Here is a 17470-nt window from a genome sequence, read left to right as displayed (position 1 = left end):
CCCCCGCCCCCCCCCCCCCCCCCCCCCCACCGGGGTGCGGCGCTGCCGGCCCGAGCTGCCGAAACAATCGAACAGGCCCGGTGATAAACGTTTGTTCGGACCGGCTCGGCGCTGTTAGGTTCCGGGACGTGGCGAAACTCAATCAGATCATCGCAGTGGAGAAGGGCGTCAAGTCCAAGGCTCACCAGGACCTGACGGCGGCTCATCACGGCCTCCAGAAGACCGGTCTGCTGGCCGGCATCTCCCGGACGTATCAGCCGAAGGACGAGGAGGGCGAGCAGCTGCCGCCCGAGTCGACGCTGGTGCAGATCAAGGCCGAGGACGTGCTGCGGGAAACCGCGGCGACCCTGACCCGGCTCTTCGATGTGACCGCCACGAAGGACTGGGCGAACTGCTCGGCCCGCGCCGACGTCAAGGTCGACGGCCGGGTGCTGGTGAGCGACGTGCCCGTCTCGTACCTGCTCTTCCTGGAGAAGCAGCTGACGGACCTCAACACCTTCATCCGCAAGCTGCCCGTGCTCGACGCCGCGGAGGCCTGGACCCAGGACCCGTCGACCGACTCCTGGAAGACCGAGCCCGTGCGGACGCTCCGTACCAAGAAGGTGCCCCGCAACCATGTGAAGGCGGAGGCCACCGACAAGCACCCGGCGCAGGTCGAGGTGTACTACGAGGACATCCCGATCGGGTACTGGACGACGGTGAAGTTCTCCGGCGCCCTCCCCGCACGGCGCGTCAACGAACTGCTGGACCGGGTGGAGAAGCTCCAGCAGGCCGTGAAGTACGCCCGTGAGGAGGCCAACGGCGCGGACGTCACCGACCAGCGGGTGGGTGATGCGGTATTCGGTTACCTCTTCGGGTGACCGACCATTGATTCCCCGGCCGACCAATTTCGGCCGGGGTGCGCCAGGAGCGCAAGCTGAAACTGAAGCTTGTCGTGACGACGCGGTTCCAGTGGAGGTTCGAGTCCTCCCCCCGGCACTCCGTGCGCCCCGGCGCACGAACGGGCCGGGGTGGCCCAAATGGTAGAGGCAGACCGCGATCAATCTCAGACTCTTGCTCCAGACTCAGCATTCGTCACCCATCGCCGAATCAAACGGGCCCGTGCCCACGGGCGTCGAGATGCCGGTTCGACTCCGGCTCGCAGAGCTTCGATCTGCGGTCGTCTAAAGGCAGGACGCGGCGACATCAACCTGACACGGGTCCTTAAAAGTGTCGGCGTGCCGTATGGGTGACACACAAGGGCTCGGGGGCCGGCTACGCCCCCGGGCCCGCTCCTGTTTCTGCCGGCCCGCCCTTCACCGGCTCGCGGGCAGCGACACCCCGCGCCCCGCGAAGAAGCGCTCGAAGTCGGACAGCGCCAGCTCCGCGGCCCGGGTCCGCGCCGTCGTACCCGACGGGTTGTGGAAGTGGACTCCCGCGCCGTCGGCCGTGCGGGACGTCAGCAGCACCAGATGCCCGCCCCGCCCCGGAGCCGGCCGCCCGGGGTACCGGATGCCGTAGTGCACCGAGGCCATCACCGTACGGCCGCCGTCCAGCAGACCGGGGATCTCCTCCAGCGAGAGACGGCGGTGCACCGTCGCGTCCACGCCGTGCATCTCGCGCGCGTACGCGGCGAAGGGGGCGTAGATCAGCCCCCGGATCTCCCCCTGCTCGTCCTCGGTGTACGCGCCGTATTCGAGCGCCCCGTCGCGCAGCGCGAACAGGGACGGAGCTCCGGCGCCGAGCGCCATGCGCAGACAGGTCATACCGCACAGATGGCCCGCCCAGCGCGCGTACTCGGCCGGTGACTCCGCGCCCGACTCCGCCCAGGCCGGGTCGGTGGCCGGATCGACTCCGTCCTCGACGATCGGGCCGACGAGCCCGAACGAGGCGAACTGGGTGTGGACGGGGAAGCGGCAGGCGGAGCAGGTCACCGGGGGCATCCGATCACTGGCGGTATCCGGTCAGGAAGCGGCCGATGCGGCTGATCGCCGCGTCGAGATCGTCAGCGTACGGGAGGGTGAGGATCCGGAAATGGTCGGGCCGCGGCCAGTTGAAACCGGTGCCCTGCACGACCTGGATCTTCTCCCGCAGCAGCAGATCCAGCACGAACTTCTCGTCGTCGACGATCCGGTGCACCTTCGGGTCGATGCGTGGGAACGCGTACAGCGCGCCCTTCGGCTTCACGCACGACACCCCCGGGATCTCGTTCAGCTTCTCCCAGGCCCGGTTGCGCTGCTCGTACAGCCTGCCCCCGGGCGCGACCAGCTCCCGGATCGACTGCCGGCCGCCGAGCGCGGCCTGAATGGCGTACTGCGCGGGCGCGTTGGGGCACAGCCGCATGGAGGCGAGCGTGGTCAGCCCCTCCAGGTAGTTGCGGGCGTGCTGCTGCGGACCGGAGACCACCATCCAGCCGGAGCGGAAACCCGCCACCCGGTACGTCTTCGACAGGCCGCTGAAGGTGAGACAGACCAGGTCGGGAGCGAGGGCCGCCACACTGTGGTGCTCGGCGTCGTCGTACAGGATCTGGTCGTAGATCTCGTCGGCGAACACCATCAGGCCGTGCCTGCGCGCCAGATCGAGGATGCCTTCGAGGATCTCGCGCGGGTAGACGGCGCCGGTCGGATTGTTCGGGTTGATGATCACGACGGCCTTGGTGCGGTCGGTGATCTTCGAGGCCATGTCGGCGAGATCGGGGTTCCAGTCCGACGCCTCGTCACAGATGTAGTGCACGGACCTGCCGCCCGCGAGGGTCACCACCGCGGTCCACAACGGGTAGTCGGGGGACGGGACGAGCACCTCGTCGCCGTCCTCCAGCAACGCCTGGACGGCCATCGAGATCAGCTCGGAGACGCCGTTGCCGAGGAAGATGTCGTCGACCCCGACATCCGGCAGACCCATCGCCTGGTAGCGCTGCGCCACGGCCCGGCGGGCGGACAGGATGCCGCGCGAATCCGTGTAGCCATGGGCCTGCGGAAGCATCCGGATCATGTCCTGGACGACCTCCTCCGGCGCCTCGAAACCGAAGAGCGCGGGGTTGCCCGTATTGAGCCGGAGCACGCTGTGGCCCGCCTCCTCCAGGGCGTTGGCGTGCTCGATGACCGGGCCCCGGATCTCGTAACAGACCTCGTTGAGCTTGCTGGACTGCCGGAATTCCATGCGGTGGCCTCCCCGACCTGATTGCGATACTTGGTTTTACCAAGCTCGGGCTTGGAAAGTCCAACAACATGTCTAGACTGCGTCGCATGCCACGTCAGCAACAGCCCGCAACGCGCCCGGTCCGCCGCCGGAGCTACGACCAGTTCTGCGCCACCGCGCGCGCCCTCGATTCCGTGGGCGACCGATGGACCCTGCTGATCGTCCGTGAACTGCTGGCGGGCCCCCGCCGCTACACCGACCTGCACGCCGACCTCCCGGGCGTCAGCACCGACGTGCTCGCCTCCCGGCTGCGGGACATGGAGCAGAACGGCCTCGCCACCCGCCGCCGGCTCCCGCCGCCCGCCGCCGCCTCGGTCTACGAACTCACCGAGCGCGGCCACGGACTGATGCCGGTGCTCGCCGCGCTCGCCGAGTGGGGCGCGCCCGCGCTCGCCGAGCGACGCCCGACCGACGCGGTGCGGGCCCACTGGTTCGCGCTTCCGCTGCTGCGCGCACTGGACGGGCCGGCCTGCTCCGGGGTCGTCGAAGTGCACCTGGACGAGGGCGAGTTCCATGTCCGCGCCGGTGGCGCGCAGGACGGGGAGACGGTGTACGGGGACGGCCCCGCCGACCGTGCCGATGCCCGTATCGCGCTGGACGTCGAGGTCTGCCTGGAGCTCGCGCGCGGCGGGCTGACCCTCGCGGAGGCCGTCGAGGGCGGCCGTGTCGAGGTGTCGGGCGACGGGCCGCTCGCCGCCGCGCTGCGAGGCGAGTAACCGGGGCGGCAGAGGAGTGAGCCGCGGTGCGCCCCCGCCGTGTGAGCCCGCCGCGCCGGCTTCCGTGTGGAACATGGGAACCGGTCGGTCCGGGGTGATCGCCGGACGCCGAGGCGGAGGAGCCGGGTGTGCGCGGTGGTGGGCGGCGGAGGAACGACGGTCGGCGGGCGGGCCGGGGACGGCCGGCGAAGGCCCTGGCCCTGGTGGGCTGTGTGGCCGCGCTCGGCCTCGTGCGGCCGACGGCCGTCGCCACCCCGGGCGGCGGAGTGAGCGGCACGGTGCTCGCGAAGGGCACATCGGCGGGGAAGCTGGAGATGCGCACGCCGCACGGCCGCACCGATGTGACCTTCCGGACCATCACGGTCGAGCCGGGCGGTTCCACCGGCTGGCACACCCATCGCGGCCCGTTGGTCGCCGTCGTCGAGTCCGGGACGCTGACGCGCACTCTGGACGACTGCTCGGTCGAGGAGACGCCCGCGGGCTCGTCGTTCATCGAGCCGTCCGGGGCCGGCCACCGGCACGTCGGACGCAACCTGGGCACCGGCCCCGTCGTGCTGTGGGTGACCTATCTGCTGCCGGAGGGCAGTGAACTCTCCGACGACGCCGAGGCGGTGGACTGCGGCGCAGGGGAACGGCACGCACCGCCCGGCCACCGGTAGCGCCCGGCCGGCCGTCAGTTGGCGAGCGTCTCCCCGTAGGCCCCGAAGCCGGAGATCACCAGGCCGTCGCGGAAGACCAGCACCTCGCTGACCCGGCCGCCGATCTGGTTGCGGTAGTCGATCACCAGGGCATGGACGCTCACCCGGACGTCCATCAGCTCGAACCTCAGCTCGGGGATGCGCTCCAGGCCCGTCGCCCAGTACGCGCGCAGCGCCTCCTTGCCGTGCACCGTGCCGGAGGTGTCACCGGTCAGCCGGGCGATGACGGGCGAACTGAACGTCACATCGTCGTGATAATGCGTCAGAATGCGGTCCAGATCATGGGAGTTCCAGCCGTCCAGCCACTCGGCGGCGAACGTGCGGGCGAATGCGAGGTCCATGGGGAAGATCGTAGGAGGCGGACCCGCCACGGACGGAGCGTTTCCGGATGACGGGGCAGCGGCCGACGACAGGAACGACGGGAGAGAGCGGCCGTGAACAGGGAGACACCGCAGGACCGGACGGATACGGGCGGACCCGACCCGGCGCGGCGCGCCGCGTTCGCGCAGGAGCTGCTGCGGGCGCTCACCGCGTCCTGCCCCGGCTCGCGGGCGGAGCTGCGGGGCTCGCTCGCCCGCGGCACGGCGGACGAGTACAGCGACATCGACATCGCCTGGACGGTGCCCGACGACCGGTTCGACGCCTGCCTCGACGCCGTCCCCGGGGTGCTCGGCGCGGTGGTGCCACTGGACTCCCTCCGTACGGACCCCGATTCGCGCAACTCCCGTGAGCGGCGGCTGCTCTTCGCCGCCTTCCACGGGCTTCCGCTCTTCTGGCGGGTGGATCTGGAGGTCGTGCGGCGCGCGGATCCGGCGGGCGCGTGGCGCAGGGATCCGGAAGGTGCGTCAGCACCGGTCGCCGGCCGGCCCGGCCCCGGCCGGGGCGATCCGGCGGCGCACCGCGACGACTGGTCGAGGCCGGCGAGTGCGCTGGCCAACGCGGTCGCCGCGACGAAGGCCGTACTGCGCGGGCAGCCGGAGAACGCCCGGGGGCTGCTGGAGCGCGGCTTCCGGCGCATCGACGAGCCGGAAGCCGTGTCCGGTTGCTGGCGCGCCGACATCCGCAGGCTCGCCGAGGCGGCGGCCGGGCGCGAGCCGGAGCTGCGCCCCCTCGCCGACCGGGTGCTGGGCCTCGCCGAGAGCCACCGGGCGCGGCTCATGTGGTGGTCGTTCCCCGCAGACGTACGCGAGCGGGTCGACGGACTGGTCCTTTTGGGACGGGACATCCAGGCCGTCGGGGCGATGCGGGAGAGCGGCATCGAACCCCGTCCGGAGCTGCACGCATGCGTGGAGGTGCTGGACGGGCGCCACCGGGCGCTCGCCGACCGCATACCGCCCCCGGTCCGCCCGGACGTGGACGCCATGGCCGCCGCCGCCCGCGATCTGCCCCGCGATCCGGTGGCCGTCGAGGCGGTCTGGGACGGCGACACCCGGGGCTGGATCGTGGTGCTGACCGCCGTCCTGGCCGGGCCGTGGGAGAGCGTCGACCTGGACGGCTTCCGGATCGGCGCGGCCGGGACCGGCGAGGCGGCGCGGACGGGCCGGGAACTGGCGGAGCGGCTCGGCGTCCCGTTCCGCTTCGCAAGCCCCGACGAACCCGACGAGGACGCCCCTCGCTGGTGGGACGCCCGGCACTGAGCGGGAGACCCGGGGGCGACGGCGGCCCCGGAACGGCGGCGGGCCCGGAACGGCGGCGGGCCCGGAATGGCGGCGGCCCCGGGGGTGATGGTGGCCCGGGCGATGATGGGCGGGTGCGATTCGAAGCGATCACCTGGGAGCGGCTGGCCGAAGCCATCGCCGCACGGACCGACACCCTGGAACCCGCCGGCGGCGGCCCCTGGCTGAAGGTCGCGGTCGACGGCGCTCCGGCGGCCCGCACCGGGGAGCCGGCCGAGCGCGTCGCACAGGCGCTGCGGGTCCGGGGCCGCGCGGTACTGGTCGTGTCCACCGAGGGTTTCCTGCGGCCGGCGAGCCTCCGGTACGAGTACGGCAAGCAGGACCCGGACTCGTACCACGACAGCTGGTTCGACACGGGAGCGCTGTGGCGCGAGGTCTTCGGGCCACTGGAGGCCGGCGGGAGCGGGCGGGTGCTGCCCGATCTGTGGGATCCGGTGACCGACCGGGCCACACGCAGCCCGTACCGGCCACTGCCCGAGGGCGGGGTGCTGGTGGTGCACGGGCCGCTGCTGCTGGGGCACTGGTTCCCGTTCGACCTGAGCGTCCATCTGCGGCTGTCGCCGGGCGCGCTGCGCCGCCGTACCGAGGAGGCGGAACGCTGGACGCTGCCCGCCTTCGCGCGGTACGAGGACGAGGCGGCGCCCGGCGACCACGCGGACGCGGTCGTGCGCGCCGACGATCCGCTGCACCCGGCCTGGACCGGGTGGCGCGGGGCGGAAGGCTGACGGCACGGGCGAGGACCGGGCCTTCGGCCGCACTCAGGGGCCCGGACGGCCGCCCACGGTGGTGACCGCCTCCGCGCCCGCCCGGCATCCCGCCGCCGCGGCCGAAGCGGCGTCCGCACCCGCCAGCCGTGCCGCGAGAAGACCGCCGGTGAACGCGTCGCCCGCACCCGTCGAATCCATCGCCCCGCGCACCTGAACCGCCGGGACGCGCCCGGTCACCGTACCGGCGGCGGCGAGCAGGGCTCCGCGGTCGCCGAGTGTGACGACCACCCGGCCCACCTGGAGGCTCAACTTGGCCGCGGCATCGGCCGGTTCGGGCAGTCCGGTGAGCAGTCGGGCCTCGTCCGCGTTGGGCAGCAGCAGATCGACGCCCTCCACGGCGGCCAGGAACCGGTCGGCGCCCAGCTCGGCGAGGAAGCCGGCCGAGGCCGGGTCGACGCTCACCGGGATCCGCCGCGACCGCGCCTCCCGCAGGGCGAGCAGGGCCGTCGCCCGGCTTGTCGCGGCGAAGAGAAGATAGCCGGAGAGATGGAGATGGGCGACGCCGTCCAGCATCGCCGGTGACCAGTCGTCGGGGGAGAGGCGGAGCACGGCCCCGCTGTCGGTGAGGAAGGTGCGCTCGGCGGTGGAATCGACGAGCGCGACGACGGTGGCGGTCGGAGCCTCCTCGTCCACGGCCAGCAGGGCGCGCACCCCTGCCCGCCGCAGCGCGGCCCGGTGCCAGTCCGCGCTGTCGGCACCGACCCTGGCCAGCAGCCGCACATCGGCACATCCCGAACGGGCCGCCCAGCAGGCGACATTGGCCCCCGCGCCGCCGGGCAGGGTACGGATCCGGGCCGAGGTGTCCGTACCGCGGACCAGTGCCGTCGCGTGCCGCGCCACCACGTCCGTGACCACGTCACCGATGACGAGCAGGCCACCGCCCTCCGTCGCCCCGGCACCGATCGGCGCCTGCACCCGGCCGTCGGTCGTCGCCCGGCTGTCGGCCGGCACCCCGCCGCCGGTCATTGTCCGGCCGCCGGGCCGGGCCGCGCGGCGGGGTCCTCGGGAGGCCGGGCCGCCCAGGCGCCGGAGATCCGTGCGGCGAGCGAGACATTGGCGCGCACGGCCGCCAGATTGGCCTCCAGCGAGGCGCCGCCGGTTCCCCGCATCAGCCGGTCCAGCAGGAACGGTGTGACGGCCTGGCCCACGATGCCGCGCTCCCGGCACTCCGCCAGGGCCTCGGCCAGCACCCGGTCGTGGAGCGCCGGATCCAGCTGGTCGGCCACGGGGACGGGGTTGGCGACGACGACCGCGCCCCCGGGCCCGCCGAGCACGTCCTTGGCCCGCATCACGTCCGCGACCTCCTCGGGCGTCCGCACCGTCCAGTCGACCGGCTCGCCCGAACTGGTCAGATAGAAGCCGGGGAAGAGGCCGGTGCCGTATCCGAGCACGGTGACGCCCAGCGTCTCCAGGCGCTGCAGCGTCGCCGGTACGTCCAGGACCGACTTCACCCCGGCGCACACCACGGTGATCCCGGTCCGTGCCAGGAGCCGGAGATCGGCGGACTCGTCCTGGGTCCGTGTCCACTCCCGGTGCACGCCGCCGAGGCCGCCGGTCGCGAAGACGCGCAGGCCGGCGCGCGCGGCCAGGAACGCCGTGGCGGACACGGTCGTTGCCCCGCTCGCGCCCGTGGCCACGGCCGGCGCGAGGTCCCGGTGCCCCAGCTTCCGCATCCCGGGGTCCGTGGCGACCCGCTCCAACTGGGCTTTGTCCAGGCCGATGTGGGCCCTTCCGTCGAGTACGGCGATTGTCGCGGGCACCGCGCCCGCCGACCGTACGAGCCCTTCGAGTTCCTCGGCGACCCGCAGATTGCGGGGGCGCGGCAGACCGTGGGCGATGATCGTCGACTCCAGGGCCACAACGGGGTGGTGCGTGGCGAGGGCCGCTCGTACCTCGGGGGAGAGGGCGGGGGCGCAGGGGTGTGCGCGATGCGACGCGTTGGATGACATGTCCACATCCCTGTCGCGGGCGCGGCCGCCTCAAACGTGCGGCCGGGGCGGCGGACCCGTGCGGCGCGCGCCGGACTGGCCGGGATTCCACTTGCCATTTCGGCGCATCCTGCTGCCGAGCCGTTCCCCGGTGGTCGCTAAGGTGACCGGCCATGACCACATTTGATCAAGCCCCCGCCTCGTTCGCCGTGCACATTCCGGACGCCGAACTCGAACCGGAACCGCTGGACCCCGCGCAGATCGTCTCGGGCGAGCCCGTGGTGACCGGCAAGGTGCTCTGGGAGTCGCCCGACGGCAAGCAGACGCGTGGCATCTGGCAGATCACGCCCGGCGTGGTCACCGACACCGAGGCCAACGAACTCTTCGTGGTCGTCAGTGGACGCGCGACCGTGGCGGTCGAGGGCGGCGCGACGCTGGAGATCGGGCCGGGGGACGCCTGTGTGCTGCGCGAGGGCGACCGTACGACGTGGACGGTGCACGAGACGCTGCGCAAGGCCTACCACATCAGCCTCTGAGGCCCCTCCGGCAACTTCTGGAACCCTCCGGGAACCATGAACGCTCCGGGAAGCCCATGAACCCTCCGGTGGCCCCCGAAACCTGCCGGGGATTCCCCGAGGTTCAGTCGGAAGCCCCGGGCGTGGCTGTGGGCGTGGCCGCGGGCCGGGTCAGTGCCCGGCGCAGTGCCAGCGCCGCCATCGGCAGCAGGAGACAGGCTCCGACCACGTTCAGCCAGCCGTAGCTCGCCCGGGCGACGATGACCCCGGCGACCGCTCCGCCGATGCCCGCCGCCGTGTTCATGGTCAGATCCGACAGACCCTGCACGGCGGCGCGGGCGGGCTGCGGCACGGAGTCGGTGAGCAGCGCCGAACCGGCGACCAGCCCCGCCGACCAGCCGAGACCGAGCGTGAAGAGACCGGCCGCCGTCTGCCCGTGGCTGGGGCCCGCGGTTCCGGCCAGCAGCGCGGCGCAGGAGAGCAGGCCGACCGCCAGACCGATCACGGCGAGCCGGCCGAAGCGGTCCGACAGCCAGCCCATCACCGGGGAGAACGCGTACATCCCCGCGATGTGGCCGCTGATGACCAGTCCGATCAGCTGGAGCCCGGCGCCGTGGTGGCCCAGATCGACCGGGGTCATCACCATGATCGAGACCATCGCGGTGTGCGAGACGGCCACCGTCACCAGTGCCAGCCGTGCCATCGGCGAGGCCCGCACCGCCGCGATTCCGGCGCGCAGCGACCGGCCGGCCGGCGAACCGTCGCCCTGCGGCGCCAGCGCCCGTGCCGTGAGCAGCGGGTCCGGTCGCAGCAGCGCCCCGACCACCGCGGCGGCCAGCAGGAAGATCCCGGCCGCGAAGACGAACGGGCCGGCCTTCTCGGACACCGGGCCGCCCCGGAAGAGATGACCCACCGGGGCGGCGATGTTCGGCCCGAGGACGGAGCCGATCGTGGTGGCCCAGATGACGGTGGAGATCGCCCGGCCCCGCCGGTCGGGCTCGGCCAGATCCGCGGCGGCGAACCGGGCCTGAAGATTGGCCGAGGACCCGGCGCCGAACCCCGCCATGCCGAGCAGCAGCAACGGGAAGCTGTCCACGAGGGTGGACAGGACCACCAGCCCCGCGCCGAGCGCGCCGATCAGATACGCCAGCACGAGACCGGGGCGCCGGCCGCGCGCGGTCATCAGCGCGGCCAGCGGCAGCGAGAGCAGCGCCGTTCCGGTCACCGAAGCGGTCGGGGCCAGACCGGACAGCGCCTCGGAGCCGCTCACCTCGGTGGCCAGCACGGGGGCCAGGGCGATGCCGATGGGCACGCCGAGGCCGCCGAGTATCTGGCTGCCTATGAGCACCGCGGACGTTCTGCGCCGCAGCCCGGGCAGCTCGGCCTCCGAGACCGGGGCGGCGGGGCGGCCGGGCCCGGTGGGGGTGTCAGGTGCATCGAGGGTGTTGGTCACTGGCGCAGTGTGCCAGTGACGTCCACGGGTACGAAACAGGGTCCGGACCGGGGCCCGGGCCGGACACGACCGGCACGGCTCCGGGCAGGGCCCGCGACCGCCGGACTCCTGCTGTCCGCCCCGGCGGCCCCGGCGGCCCGGGCCGCAAGGCTCCGGCACCCGGCTCAGAACAGCGGTTGGGGCAGCACACCCTCCAGAGCCAGCAGCTGCCGCTTGGTTTCGAGGCCGCCGCCGAACCCGCCCAGACCGCCGTCGCTCTCCACCACCCGATGGCACGGCACCACCACCGGCAGCGGATTGGACCCCATGGCCGCCCCGACCGCCTGCGCGGCGCCCGGCTGCCCCACCCGCCCGGCGAGATCCCCGTACCCGACGACCGTCCCGTACGGCACGCCCGCGGCCAGCTCACGGAGCACCTGGCGGTTGAAACCGGAGACCAGCGACCAGTCCAGATCGAGTGAGAACTCCCGCGACGAGCCCGCGAAATACTCCGCGAGCTGACGTATCGGCTCGGCGAGCCGGGCGGAGCCGGGAGACTCCACCGGCTCCGCGCCCAGCCGCGTCCGCAGCTGTTCGACCGCCTTCTCGCGCACCTCGGGACCGGCGTGGAAGAACACGCCCACCAGCCCCTTGCCGGTCGCGGCGAGCAGCAGCGGGCCGATGCCGCTCCCGACGACGGCCCACTCGACAACCCCGTTGCTGTTCATGTGGACCACCGTACGGCCGGCCACTGACAACGGGCCCGGGCGGACGGGCGGACCGGACCGGCCGGCCGCAGGGTCAGCGGGTGGCTTCGCGGACCACGTCGGGGTTGTTGGTGATGATCCCGTCCACGCCGAGGCCCGCCACCTTCGCGGCGGTCGCCGCGTCGTTGACCGTCCAGGTGTTGACCCGGAGCTTCTTGCCGTGCGCGCCCTTCAGGGCGTGCACCGCGTCCACGTAGTCGGCCGAAACCGATGTGTAGGACGGATTGATCTGGTCGGTGAAGGCCGCGTACGAGCGCAGATCGGCCACCGACGGGGTGCCGAGGAAGCCCGTCGTGACGTCCGGGCGCAGCTGGTGCACCTTCTTCACGCTGTCCGCGCCGAAACTCTGGACGACGAGCCTGTTCTTCACGTGCGAACGGTCGAGCCACCCCTTCTGGCGCAGCACCCGCAGGGTCTCCTTCTCGATCCCCGGGTAGATCTCGGGGCTCTTGATCTCCAGGAGCAGCTTCTGCCGGTTGCGCTCGATCCGGTCCAGGTACTGCTTGAGCGTCGGCACCCGGGTCCCGGCGAACTCCGGACCGAACCAGCTGCCCGCGTCCAGCCGGGCGATCTCCGCGGCCGTGAAGTCCTTGACCGCCCACGGAGCCCGGTCCGGGAAGACCTCCTCCGCATCGGTGGTCCGCTTCAGATCGGTGTCGTGCACGACCACCAGCACGCCGTCCTTGGTGAACTGGACGTCGTTCTCCACCCAGTCGAAGCCGAGGGCGTCGGCCTTGTCGACGGCGGCCAGGGTGTTCTCCGGCGCGTAGGCCGAGGCACCCCGGTGGGCGAACACGACCGGAGCGGTCCGCTTCGTGCCCGAGGTCCGGGCGCTCACGGTGCTGACGCCGGTAACCGCCGTCGTGTGCCCGACCGCGGTGGTCCGGCCCGTGGTCTGCGTCTCGGCGGTCGACATCAGATACGCGCCGGCGCCCATCAGCGCGGCGGCGGAGAGAGCGGCGGTCGCGGTGCGTGCGTACACGGGTACTCCTTGCGTCAGTGTTGCGGACGGGCCGAGAGTGACAGCCGCGCCCCAACAGGGGACAGGCGAAGGATGGCCACAACGTGAACGCGGCCGACGATGCCGGGTAACGGGCCGGATTCCCTCTCGATAAAATGCAGCTCTTCTGTTTGTTTGCCGGGACTCGCGCCTTAGGGTCACCCCGAACCCGGGCTTCCGCGAAGGGCGTACGAGCATGCAGGGCACGATCGACGGTTTCAGCTACGGAGCGGTGACGCCCGTCGCGGCCTTCCTCATGGCCTGCTTGGGTGCGGCCCTCGGCCTGCGCTGCACCAACCGCTCGCTGCGTACCGAACGCTCCTTCAAGGCGGGCTGGCTGGCCCTCGGCGCGACCTCCATAGGCTCCGGCATCTGGACGATGCACTTCATAGCGATGATGGGCTTCTCCGTGGACGGGGTGAGCATCGGCTACGACATGCCGATCACCTTCGCCAGTCTCGCGGTCGCCGTCGCCATGGTCGGGGTCGGCATCTTCATCGTCGGCTACCGGGGCGCCACCAGGATGGCCCTGGTCACGGGCGGCACGATCACCGGGCTCGGCGTGGCCACCATGCACTACCTGGGCATGGCCGGAATGAATCTGGACGGACAGTTCGAGTACGACACGGTCACCGTGGCGCTCTCCGTCGTCATCGCCGTGGTGGCCGCGACGACCGCGCTCTGGGCGGCCGTCTCCGTGCACGGATTCCTGCCCAGCCTCGGGGCCAGCGTCGTCATGGGCGTCGCGGTGAGCGGCATGCACTACACGGGCATGGCCGCGCTCAGCGTCCATCTGCACCCCGACGCCGTCGCGGGCGACGGTTCGAGCGCACCGCTGGTCCCGCTGCTGATCGGACCCGCCTGCTTCCTGATCCTCGCCGCGGTGGTCGTGATGTTCGATCCGCTGATGGTGATGGGCACCCCGGACTGGAACGACCCCGGGGCCCCGGGCGGAGCCGGCCGGAAGCCCGGAATCCCGGCCCAGCGGCAGGTGCCCAGGTTCGGGACGCACGCCGACCCGGCGTCCTTCCACTCCCGGCCGCGCGACCCCGCGCCACCGGGAGAATGGTGACGCGGCTCCGGCGTCCCGGCCGAGCCGGCCCGGTTGTCAGTGGTGAGTCGTACGGTGGTTCCATGCGGCCCGTTTCGAAGATCGAACGTTCGGTGGCGCCTTTCGAGGTCGTCAGTCCCTACCAGCCCAGCGGCGACCAGCCCGCGGCCATCGCCGAGCTGGAGCGGCGCATCCGCGCCGACGAGAAGGACGTGGTCCTGCTCGGCGCGACCGGCACCGGCAAGTCGGCGACCACCGCGTGGATGATCGAGAAGCTGCAGCGCCCCACGCTCGTGATGGCACCGAACAAGACGCTCGCCGCACAGCTGGCGAACGAGTTCCGCGAGCTGCTGCCCAACAACGCCGTCGAGTACTTCGTCTCGTACTACGACTACTACCAGCCCGAGGCGTACGTACCGCAGTCGGACACCTACATCGAGAAGGACTCCTCGATCAACGAGGAGGTCGAGCGGCTGCGCCACTCCGCGACGAATTCGCTGCTCACCCGGCGCGACGTCGTCGTGGTCGCCTCCGTCTCCTGCATCTACGGCCTCGGTACGCCCCAGGAGTACGTGGACCGGATGGTCCAGCTCAAGGTCGGCGACGAGATCGACCGGGACCAGCTGCTGCGCCGCTTCGTCGAGATCCAGTACACCCGCAACGACCTCGCCTTCACCCGGGGCACCTTCCGGGTCCGCGGCGACACCATCGAGATCTTCCCGGTCTACGAGGAGCTCGCCGTCCGCATCGAGATGTTCGGCGACGAGATCGAGGCGCTCTCCACCCTCCACCCGCTCACCGGCGAGGTGATCAGCGAGGACCAGTCGCTCCACGTCTTCCCCGCCAGCCACTACGTCGCGGGCCCCGAGCGCATGGAGAAGGCGGTCAACGGCATCGAGCAGGAGCTGGAGCAGCGCCTCGCCGAGCTGGAGAAGCAGGGCAAGATGCTGGAGGCCCAGCGGCTGCGGATGCGCACCACGTACGACATCGAGATGCTCCGCCAGATCGGCACCTGCTCCGGCGTGGAGAACTACTCGATGCACTTCGACGGCCGCTCGCCCGGCACCGCCCCCAACACCCTCCTCGACTACTTCCCCGAGGACTTCCTCCTCGTCCTCGACGAGTCGCATGTCACCGTGCCGCAGATCGGCGCCATGTACGAGGGCGACGCCTCCCGCAAGCGCACCCTGGTCGACCACGGCTTCCGGCTTCCCTCCGCGCTCGACAACCGCCCGCTGAAGTGGGAGGAGTTCCTGGGCCGGATCGACCAGACCGTCTATCTCTCGGCCACCCCGGGGAAGTACGAGCTGTCCCGTGGCGACGGCTTCGTGGAACAGATCATCCGCCCCACCGGCCTCGTCGACCCGGAAGTGGTCGTCAAGCCCACCGAGGGCCAGATCGACGACCTGGTCCACGAGATCCGTACGCGCGCCGAGAAGGACGAGCGCGTCCTGGTCACCACCCTCACCAAGAAGATGGCCGAGGACCTCACCGACTACTTCCTGGAGCTCGGCATCCAGGTCCGCTATCTGCACAGCGACGTCGACACGCTGCGCCGCATCGAGCTGCTGCGCGAGCTGCGCTCCGGCGAGTACGACGTACTGGTCGGCATCAACCTCCTGCGCGAGGGCCTCGACCTGCCCGAGGTGTCGCTCGTCGCCATCCTCGACGCGGACAAGCAGGGCTTCCTGCGCTCGGGGACGTCCCTGATCCAGACCATCGGGCGAGCCGCCCGAAACGTCTCGGGACAGGTCCACATGTACGCGGACAAGATCACCCCGGCGATGGCGCAGGCCATCGACGAGACCAACCGCCGCCGCGAGAAGCAGATCGCCTACAACACCGAGCGCGGTCTCGACCCGCAGCCGCTGCGGAAGAAGATCAACGACATCGTCGCGACGATCGCCCGCGAGGAGGTCGACACCGAGCAGCTGCTCGGCACCGGCTACCGCCAGGCCAAGGGTGCCAAGGCACCCGTTCCCGCGCTGGGCATCAAGACGGACGGCTCCAAGAAGGCCAGGGGCGGCGGCGAGACGGTCACCGACCGGCCCGCCACCGAACTCGCCGGGATCATCGAGGAGATGACCGAGCGGATGCGGGCGGCGGCCGCGGACCTCCAGTTCGAGGTGGCCGCGCGACTGCGGGACGAGGTCGGTGAGTTGAAGAAGGAGCTGCGCCAGATGCGCGAAGCGGGGCTTGCCTGAGCCCGCGGCATCCGGTGTGTTGCAGGACCGACACAAAACGGCCCCGAGCGGTCGCGCCACCGGCGCGACTGCGTAGGGTTCTGGGAAACCGCGCACGGACGGTTGCGGGGAAAGCGGAGAGGGGACAGCGCGTGACGGTCAATATGACCAAGGGTCAGGCCATCAGCCTGCAGAAGAGCGACGGGGGGACCCTGACCGCGGTGCGGATGGGGCTCGGCTGGCAGGCGGCGCCGCGCCGGGGTCTGTTCGGTTCACGTACACGGGAGATCGACCTCGATGCGTCGGCGGTGCTCTTCGCCGACAAGCAGCCGGTCGATGTGGTCTTCTTCCGTCACCTCGTCAGTGACGACGGATCGGTCAAGCACACCGGGGACAACCTGGTCGGCGGCGCCGGTTCCGGCGGCGACGACGAGGCGATCCTCGTCGACCTGCAGCGGGTGCCGGTCCACATCGACCAGATCGTCTTCACGGTGAACTCCTTCACCGGCCAGACGTTCCAGGAGGTGCAGAACGCCTTCTGCCGCATCGTCGACGAGACCAACGGCCAGGAGCTCGCCCGCTACACGCTGGACGGCGGCGGGCAGTACACCGCCCAGATCATGGCCAAGGTGCACCGGGCGGGGAACGGCTGGCAGATGACCGCGCTGGGCAACCCGGCCAACGGCCGTACCTTCCAGGACCTGATGCCGGCGATCCTGCCGCACCTGTAGGCAGAACCCGACCGACGGAGGGTGCCGGGGGTTCCGGCCCGGCCGGGGATCCCCGGCACCCTCCGAGCCGGTGCATACCGGTATCCGCAGCTCCCGGAGGCATCGGCCGCCGGGAGCTGCGACACATCGCGCCGCACCGCACGCGGCACGACACGCGACACGCAGCACCGAATCGTCGAGGGGACAGGGCAATGACGGCCGAGCTGGTCCGGGGGCAGAACCACACCTTGCCCCAGACCCGTCTGGAGATCCGGGTATCGGCCGGCACGCCCGTCGTGGCCGGTGCCACGCTCGGCGACGAGAGCGGCACGGTGCGCGGCACCGAATGGATCGCCCACCCGGGATCGCCCCAGCTCCCCGGGCTCGAAGTGTCCCGGCAGGCCGCCGCCGAACACCGGCTCGCCGTGGACCTCGACGCCCTGCCCGACCCGGTGCACCGGGTCACCGTGCTGCTGGCCCTGCCGACCGGCGTCGGCGGCCCGGTCAGGTTCGGCGCCGTGGCCTCCCCGTTCGTCGCCGTCACCGGGCTCGACGGCACCGAGATCGCCACCTTCACGCTCACCGGCCTGGACACCGAATCCGCGGTCACGGCCCTGGAGCTGTACCGCCGGCAGGGTGCCTGGAAGGTACGCGCGGTCGGCCAGGGCTACGCGGGCGGCCTGGACGCCATGCTCGCCGACCAGGGCGTGCCCCGGGCCGCCGAGCTGGCCCGCTCCATCCAGGACGCGGTCACCCGGGCGATGGCCCGCTCGGTCGCCCCGCCCCCGCCGCGCACCCCGGACGCCGACCGGGTCGCCCCCGGCGCCGGCGCGCCCGGCCCCGTACCGCC

Annotated in this window: 18 protein-coding genes and 1 tRNA gene; 11 read left to right on the top strand and 8 right to left on the bottom strand. The window is 71.9% G+C overall.

The window, feature by feature from the left end; all coding sequences use genetic code 11:
- Positions 1-128 precede the first annotated feature (128 nt).
- Positions 129-860: a DUF7873 family protein gene (locus tag AADR41_RS35495; RefSeq protein ID WP_124718285.1), complete on the top strand. Its 732-nt coding sequence runs from the start codon at positions 129-131 to the stop codon at positions 858-860.
- Between the two features lie 32 nt (positions 861-892).
- A tRNA-OTHER gene (locus AADR41_RS35490) sits at positions 893-978 on the top strand.
- Positions 979-1295: 317 nt separating this feature from the next.
- On the opposite strand, the gene AADR41_RS35485 is transcribed toward AADR41_RS35490, so the two are convergent.
- Positions 1296-1913, bottom strand: coding sequence for a peptidase (locus AADR41_RS35485; protein WP_342286063.1), 618 nt, complete (start codon positions 1911-1913; stop codon positions 1296-1298).
- A gap of 13 nt (positions 1914-1926) precedes the next feature.
- Entirely contained in the window at positions 1927-3138 is a 1212-nt protein-coding gene (locus AADR41_RS35480; protein ID WP_342286061.1) for a pyridoxal phosphate-dependent aminotransferase, read from the bottom strand.
- 86 nt (positions 3139-3224) lie between these two features.
- Here AADR41_RS35480 and AADR41_RS35475 point away from each other — a divergent pair, with 86 nt between their 5' ends.
- Complete coding sequence (locus AADR41_RS35475; RefSeq protein ID WP_342286059.1) at positions 3225-3893, top strand: winged helix-turn-helix transcriptional regulator; 669 nt, start codon at positions 3225-3227, stop codon at positions 3891-3893.
- A gap of 128 nt (positions 3894-4021) precedes the next feature.
- Entirely contained in the window at positions 4022-4552 is a 531-nt protein-coding gene (locus AADR41_RS35470; RefSeq protein ID WP_342286057.1) for a cupin domain-containing protein, read from the top strand.
- 14 nt (positions 4553-4566) lie between these two features.
- Here AADR41_RS35470 and AADR41_RS35465 read toward each other — a convergent pair whose 3' ends face one another.
- Complete coding sequence (locus AADR41_RS35465) at positions 4567-4932, bottom strand: nuclear transport factor 2 family protein (RefSeq protein ID WP_342286055.1); 366 nt, start codon at positions 4930-4932, stop codon at positions 4567-4569.
- Between the two features lie 93 nt (positions 4933-5025).
- Here AADR41_RS35465 and AADR41_RS35460 point away from each other — a divergent pair, with 93 nt between their 5' ends.
- Together AADR41_RS35460 and AADR41_RS35455 are read left to right on the top strand one after the other, a co-directional pair.
- Complete coding sequence (locus AADR41_RS35460) at positions 5026-6228, top strand: nucleotidyltransferase domain-containing protein (protein WP_342286052.1); 1203 nt, start codon at positions 5026-5028, stop codon at positions 6226-6228.
- Between the two features lie 113 nt (positions 6229-6341).
- Positions 6342-6992 carry a uridine kinase gene (locus AADR41_RS35455; protein ID WP_342286050.1) on the top strand — a complete coding sequence of 217 codons (651 nt, stop codon included), beginning with the start codon at positions 6342-6344 and terminating at the stop codon, positions 6990-6992.
- A gap of 33 nt (positions 6993-7025) precedes the next feature.
- On the opposite strand, the gene AADR41_RS35450 is transcribed toward AADR41_RS35455, so the two are convergent.
- Together AADR41_RS35450 and AADR41_RS35445 are read right to left on the bottom strand one after the other, a co-directional pair.
- Complete coding sequence (locus tag AADR41_RS35450) at positions 7026-8000, bottom strand: carbohydrate kinase family protein (protein WP_446751163.1); 975 nt, start codon at positions 7998-8000, stop codon at positions 7026-7028.
- Entirely contained in the window at positions 7997-8983 is a 987-nt protein-coding gene (locus AADR41_RS35445) for a pseudouridine-5'-phosphate glycosidase (RefSeq protein ID WP_342286048.1), read from the bottom strand. Before AADR41_RS35445 ends, AADR41_RS35450 begins: the two co-directional genes overlap by 4 nt.
- A gap of 152 nt (positions 8984-9135) precedes the next feature.
- On the opposite strand from AADR41_RS35445, the gene AADR41_RS35440 reads away from it, so the two are divergent.
- Positions 9136-9498: a cupin domain-containing protein gene (locus AADR41_RS35440; RefSeq protein WP_342286046.1), complete on the top strand. Its 363-nt coding sequence runs from the start codon at positions 9136-9138 to the stop codon at positions 9496-9498.
- Positions 9499-9601: 103 nt separating this feature from the next.
- On the opposite strand, the gene AADR41_RS35435 is transcribed toward AADR41_RS35440, so the two are convergent.
- The 3 genes from AADR41_RS35435 to AADR41_RS35425 all read right to left on the bottom strand — a co-directional run bounded on the left by AADR41_RS35435 (position 9602) and on the right by AADR41_RS35425 (position 12658).
- Entirely contained in the window at positions 9602-10930 is a 1329-nt protein-coding gene (locus AADR41_RS35435) for an MFS transporter (protein ID WP_446751162.1), read from the bottom strand.
- A 164-nt stretch (positions 10931-11094) separates the two neighbouring features.
- Entirely contained in the window at positions 11095-11637 is a 543-nt protein-coding gene (locus AADR41_RS35430; protein ID WP_342286045.1) for a methylated-DNA--[protein]-cysteine S-methyltransferase, read from the bottom strand.
- A gap of 73 nt (positions 11638-11710) precedes the next feature.
- Complete coding sequence (locus AADR41_RS35425; protein WP_342286043.1) at positions 11711-12658, bottom strand: glycerophosphodiester phosphodiesterase; 948 nt, start codon at positions 12656-12658, stop codon at positions 11711-11713.
- A gap of 214 nt (positions 12659-12872) precedes the next feature.
- On the opposite strand from AADR41_RS35425, the gene AADR41_RS35420 reads away from it, so the two are divergent.
- From AADR41_RS35420 to AADR41_RS35405, 4 genes are all read left to right on the top strand, one after another.
- Positions 12873-13748 carry an MHYT domain-containing protein gene (locus AADR41_RS35420; RefSeq protein ID WP_342286041.1) on the top strand — a complete coding sequence of 292 codons (876 nt, stop codon included), beginning with the start codon at positions 12873-12875 and terminating at the stop codon, positions 13746-13748.
- Between the two features lie 62 nt (positions 13749-13810).
- On the top strand, positions 13811-15931 hold the full coding sequence (uvrB, locus tag AADR41_RS35415) for an excinuclease ABC subunit UvrB (protein WP_342286040.1): 2121 nt from the start codon (positions 13811-13813) through the stop codon (positions 15929-15931).
- Positions 15932-16062: 131 nt separating this feature from the next.
- Positions 16063-16641 (top strand): TerD family protein, encoded by a 579-nt coding sequence (locus AADR41_RS35410; protein ID WP_124718298.1) that lies wholly within the window; start codon positions 16063-16065, stop codon positions 16639-16641.
- A 191-nt stretch (positions 16642-16832) separates the two neighbouring features.
- Positions 16833-17470 (top strand): TerD family protein (locus AADR41_RS35405; protein WP_342286037.1); only part of this gene is annotated, 638 nt, incomplete at its 3' end.

The organism is Streptomyces sp. CLV115 (assembly GCF_038448545.1).
GTDB classification, from domain to species: Bacteria; Actinomycetota; Actinomycetes; order Streptomycetales; family Streptomycetaceae; genus Streptomyces; species Streptomyces sanglieri.
The sequence above is the reverse complement of the archived record's forward strand: the minus strand, read 5'-3'. Positions and strand labels throughout refer to the sequence as shown.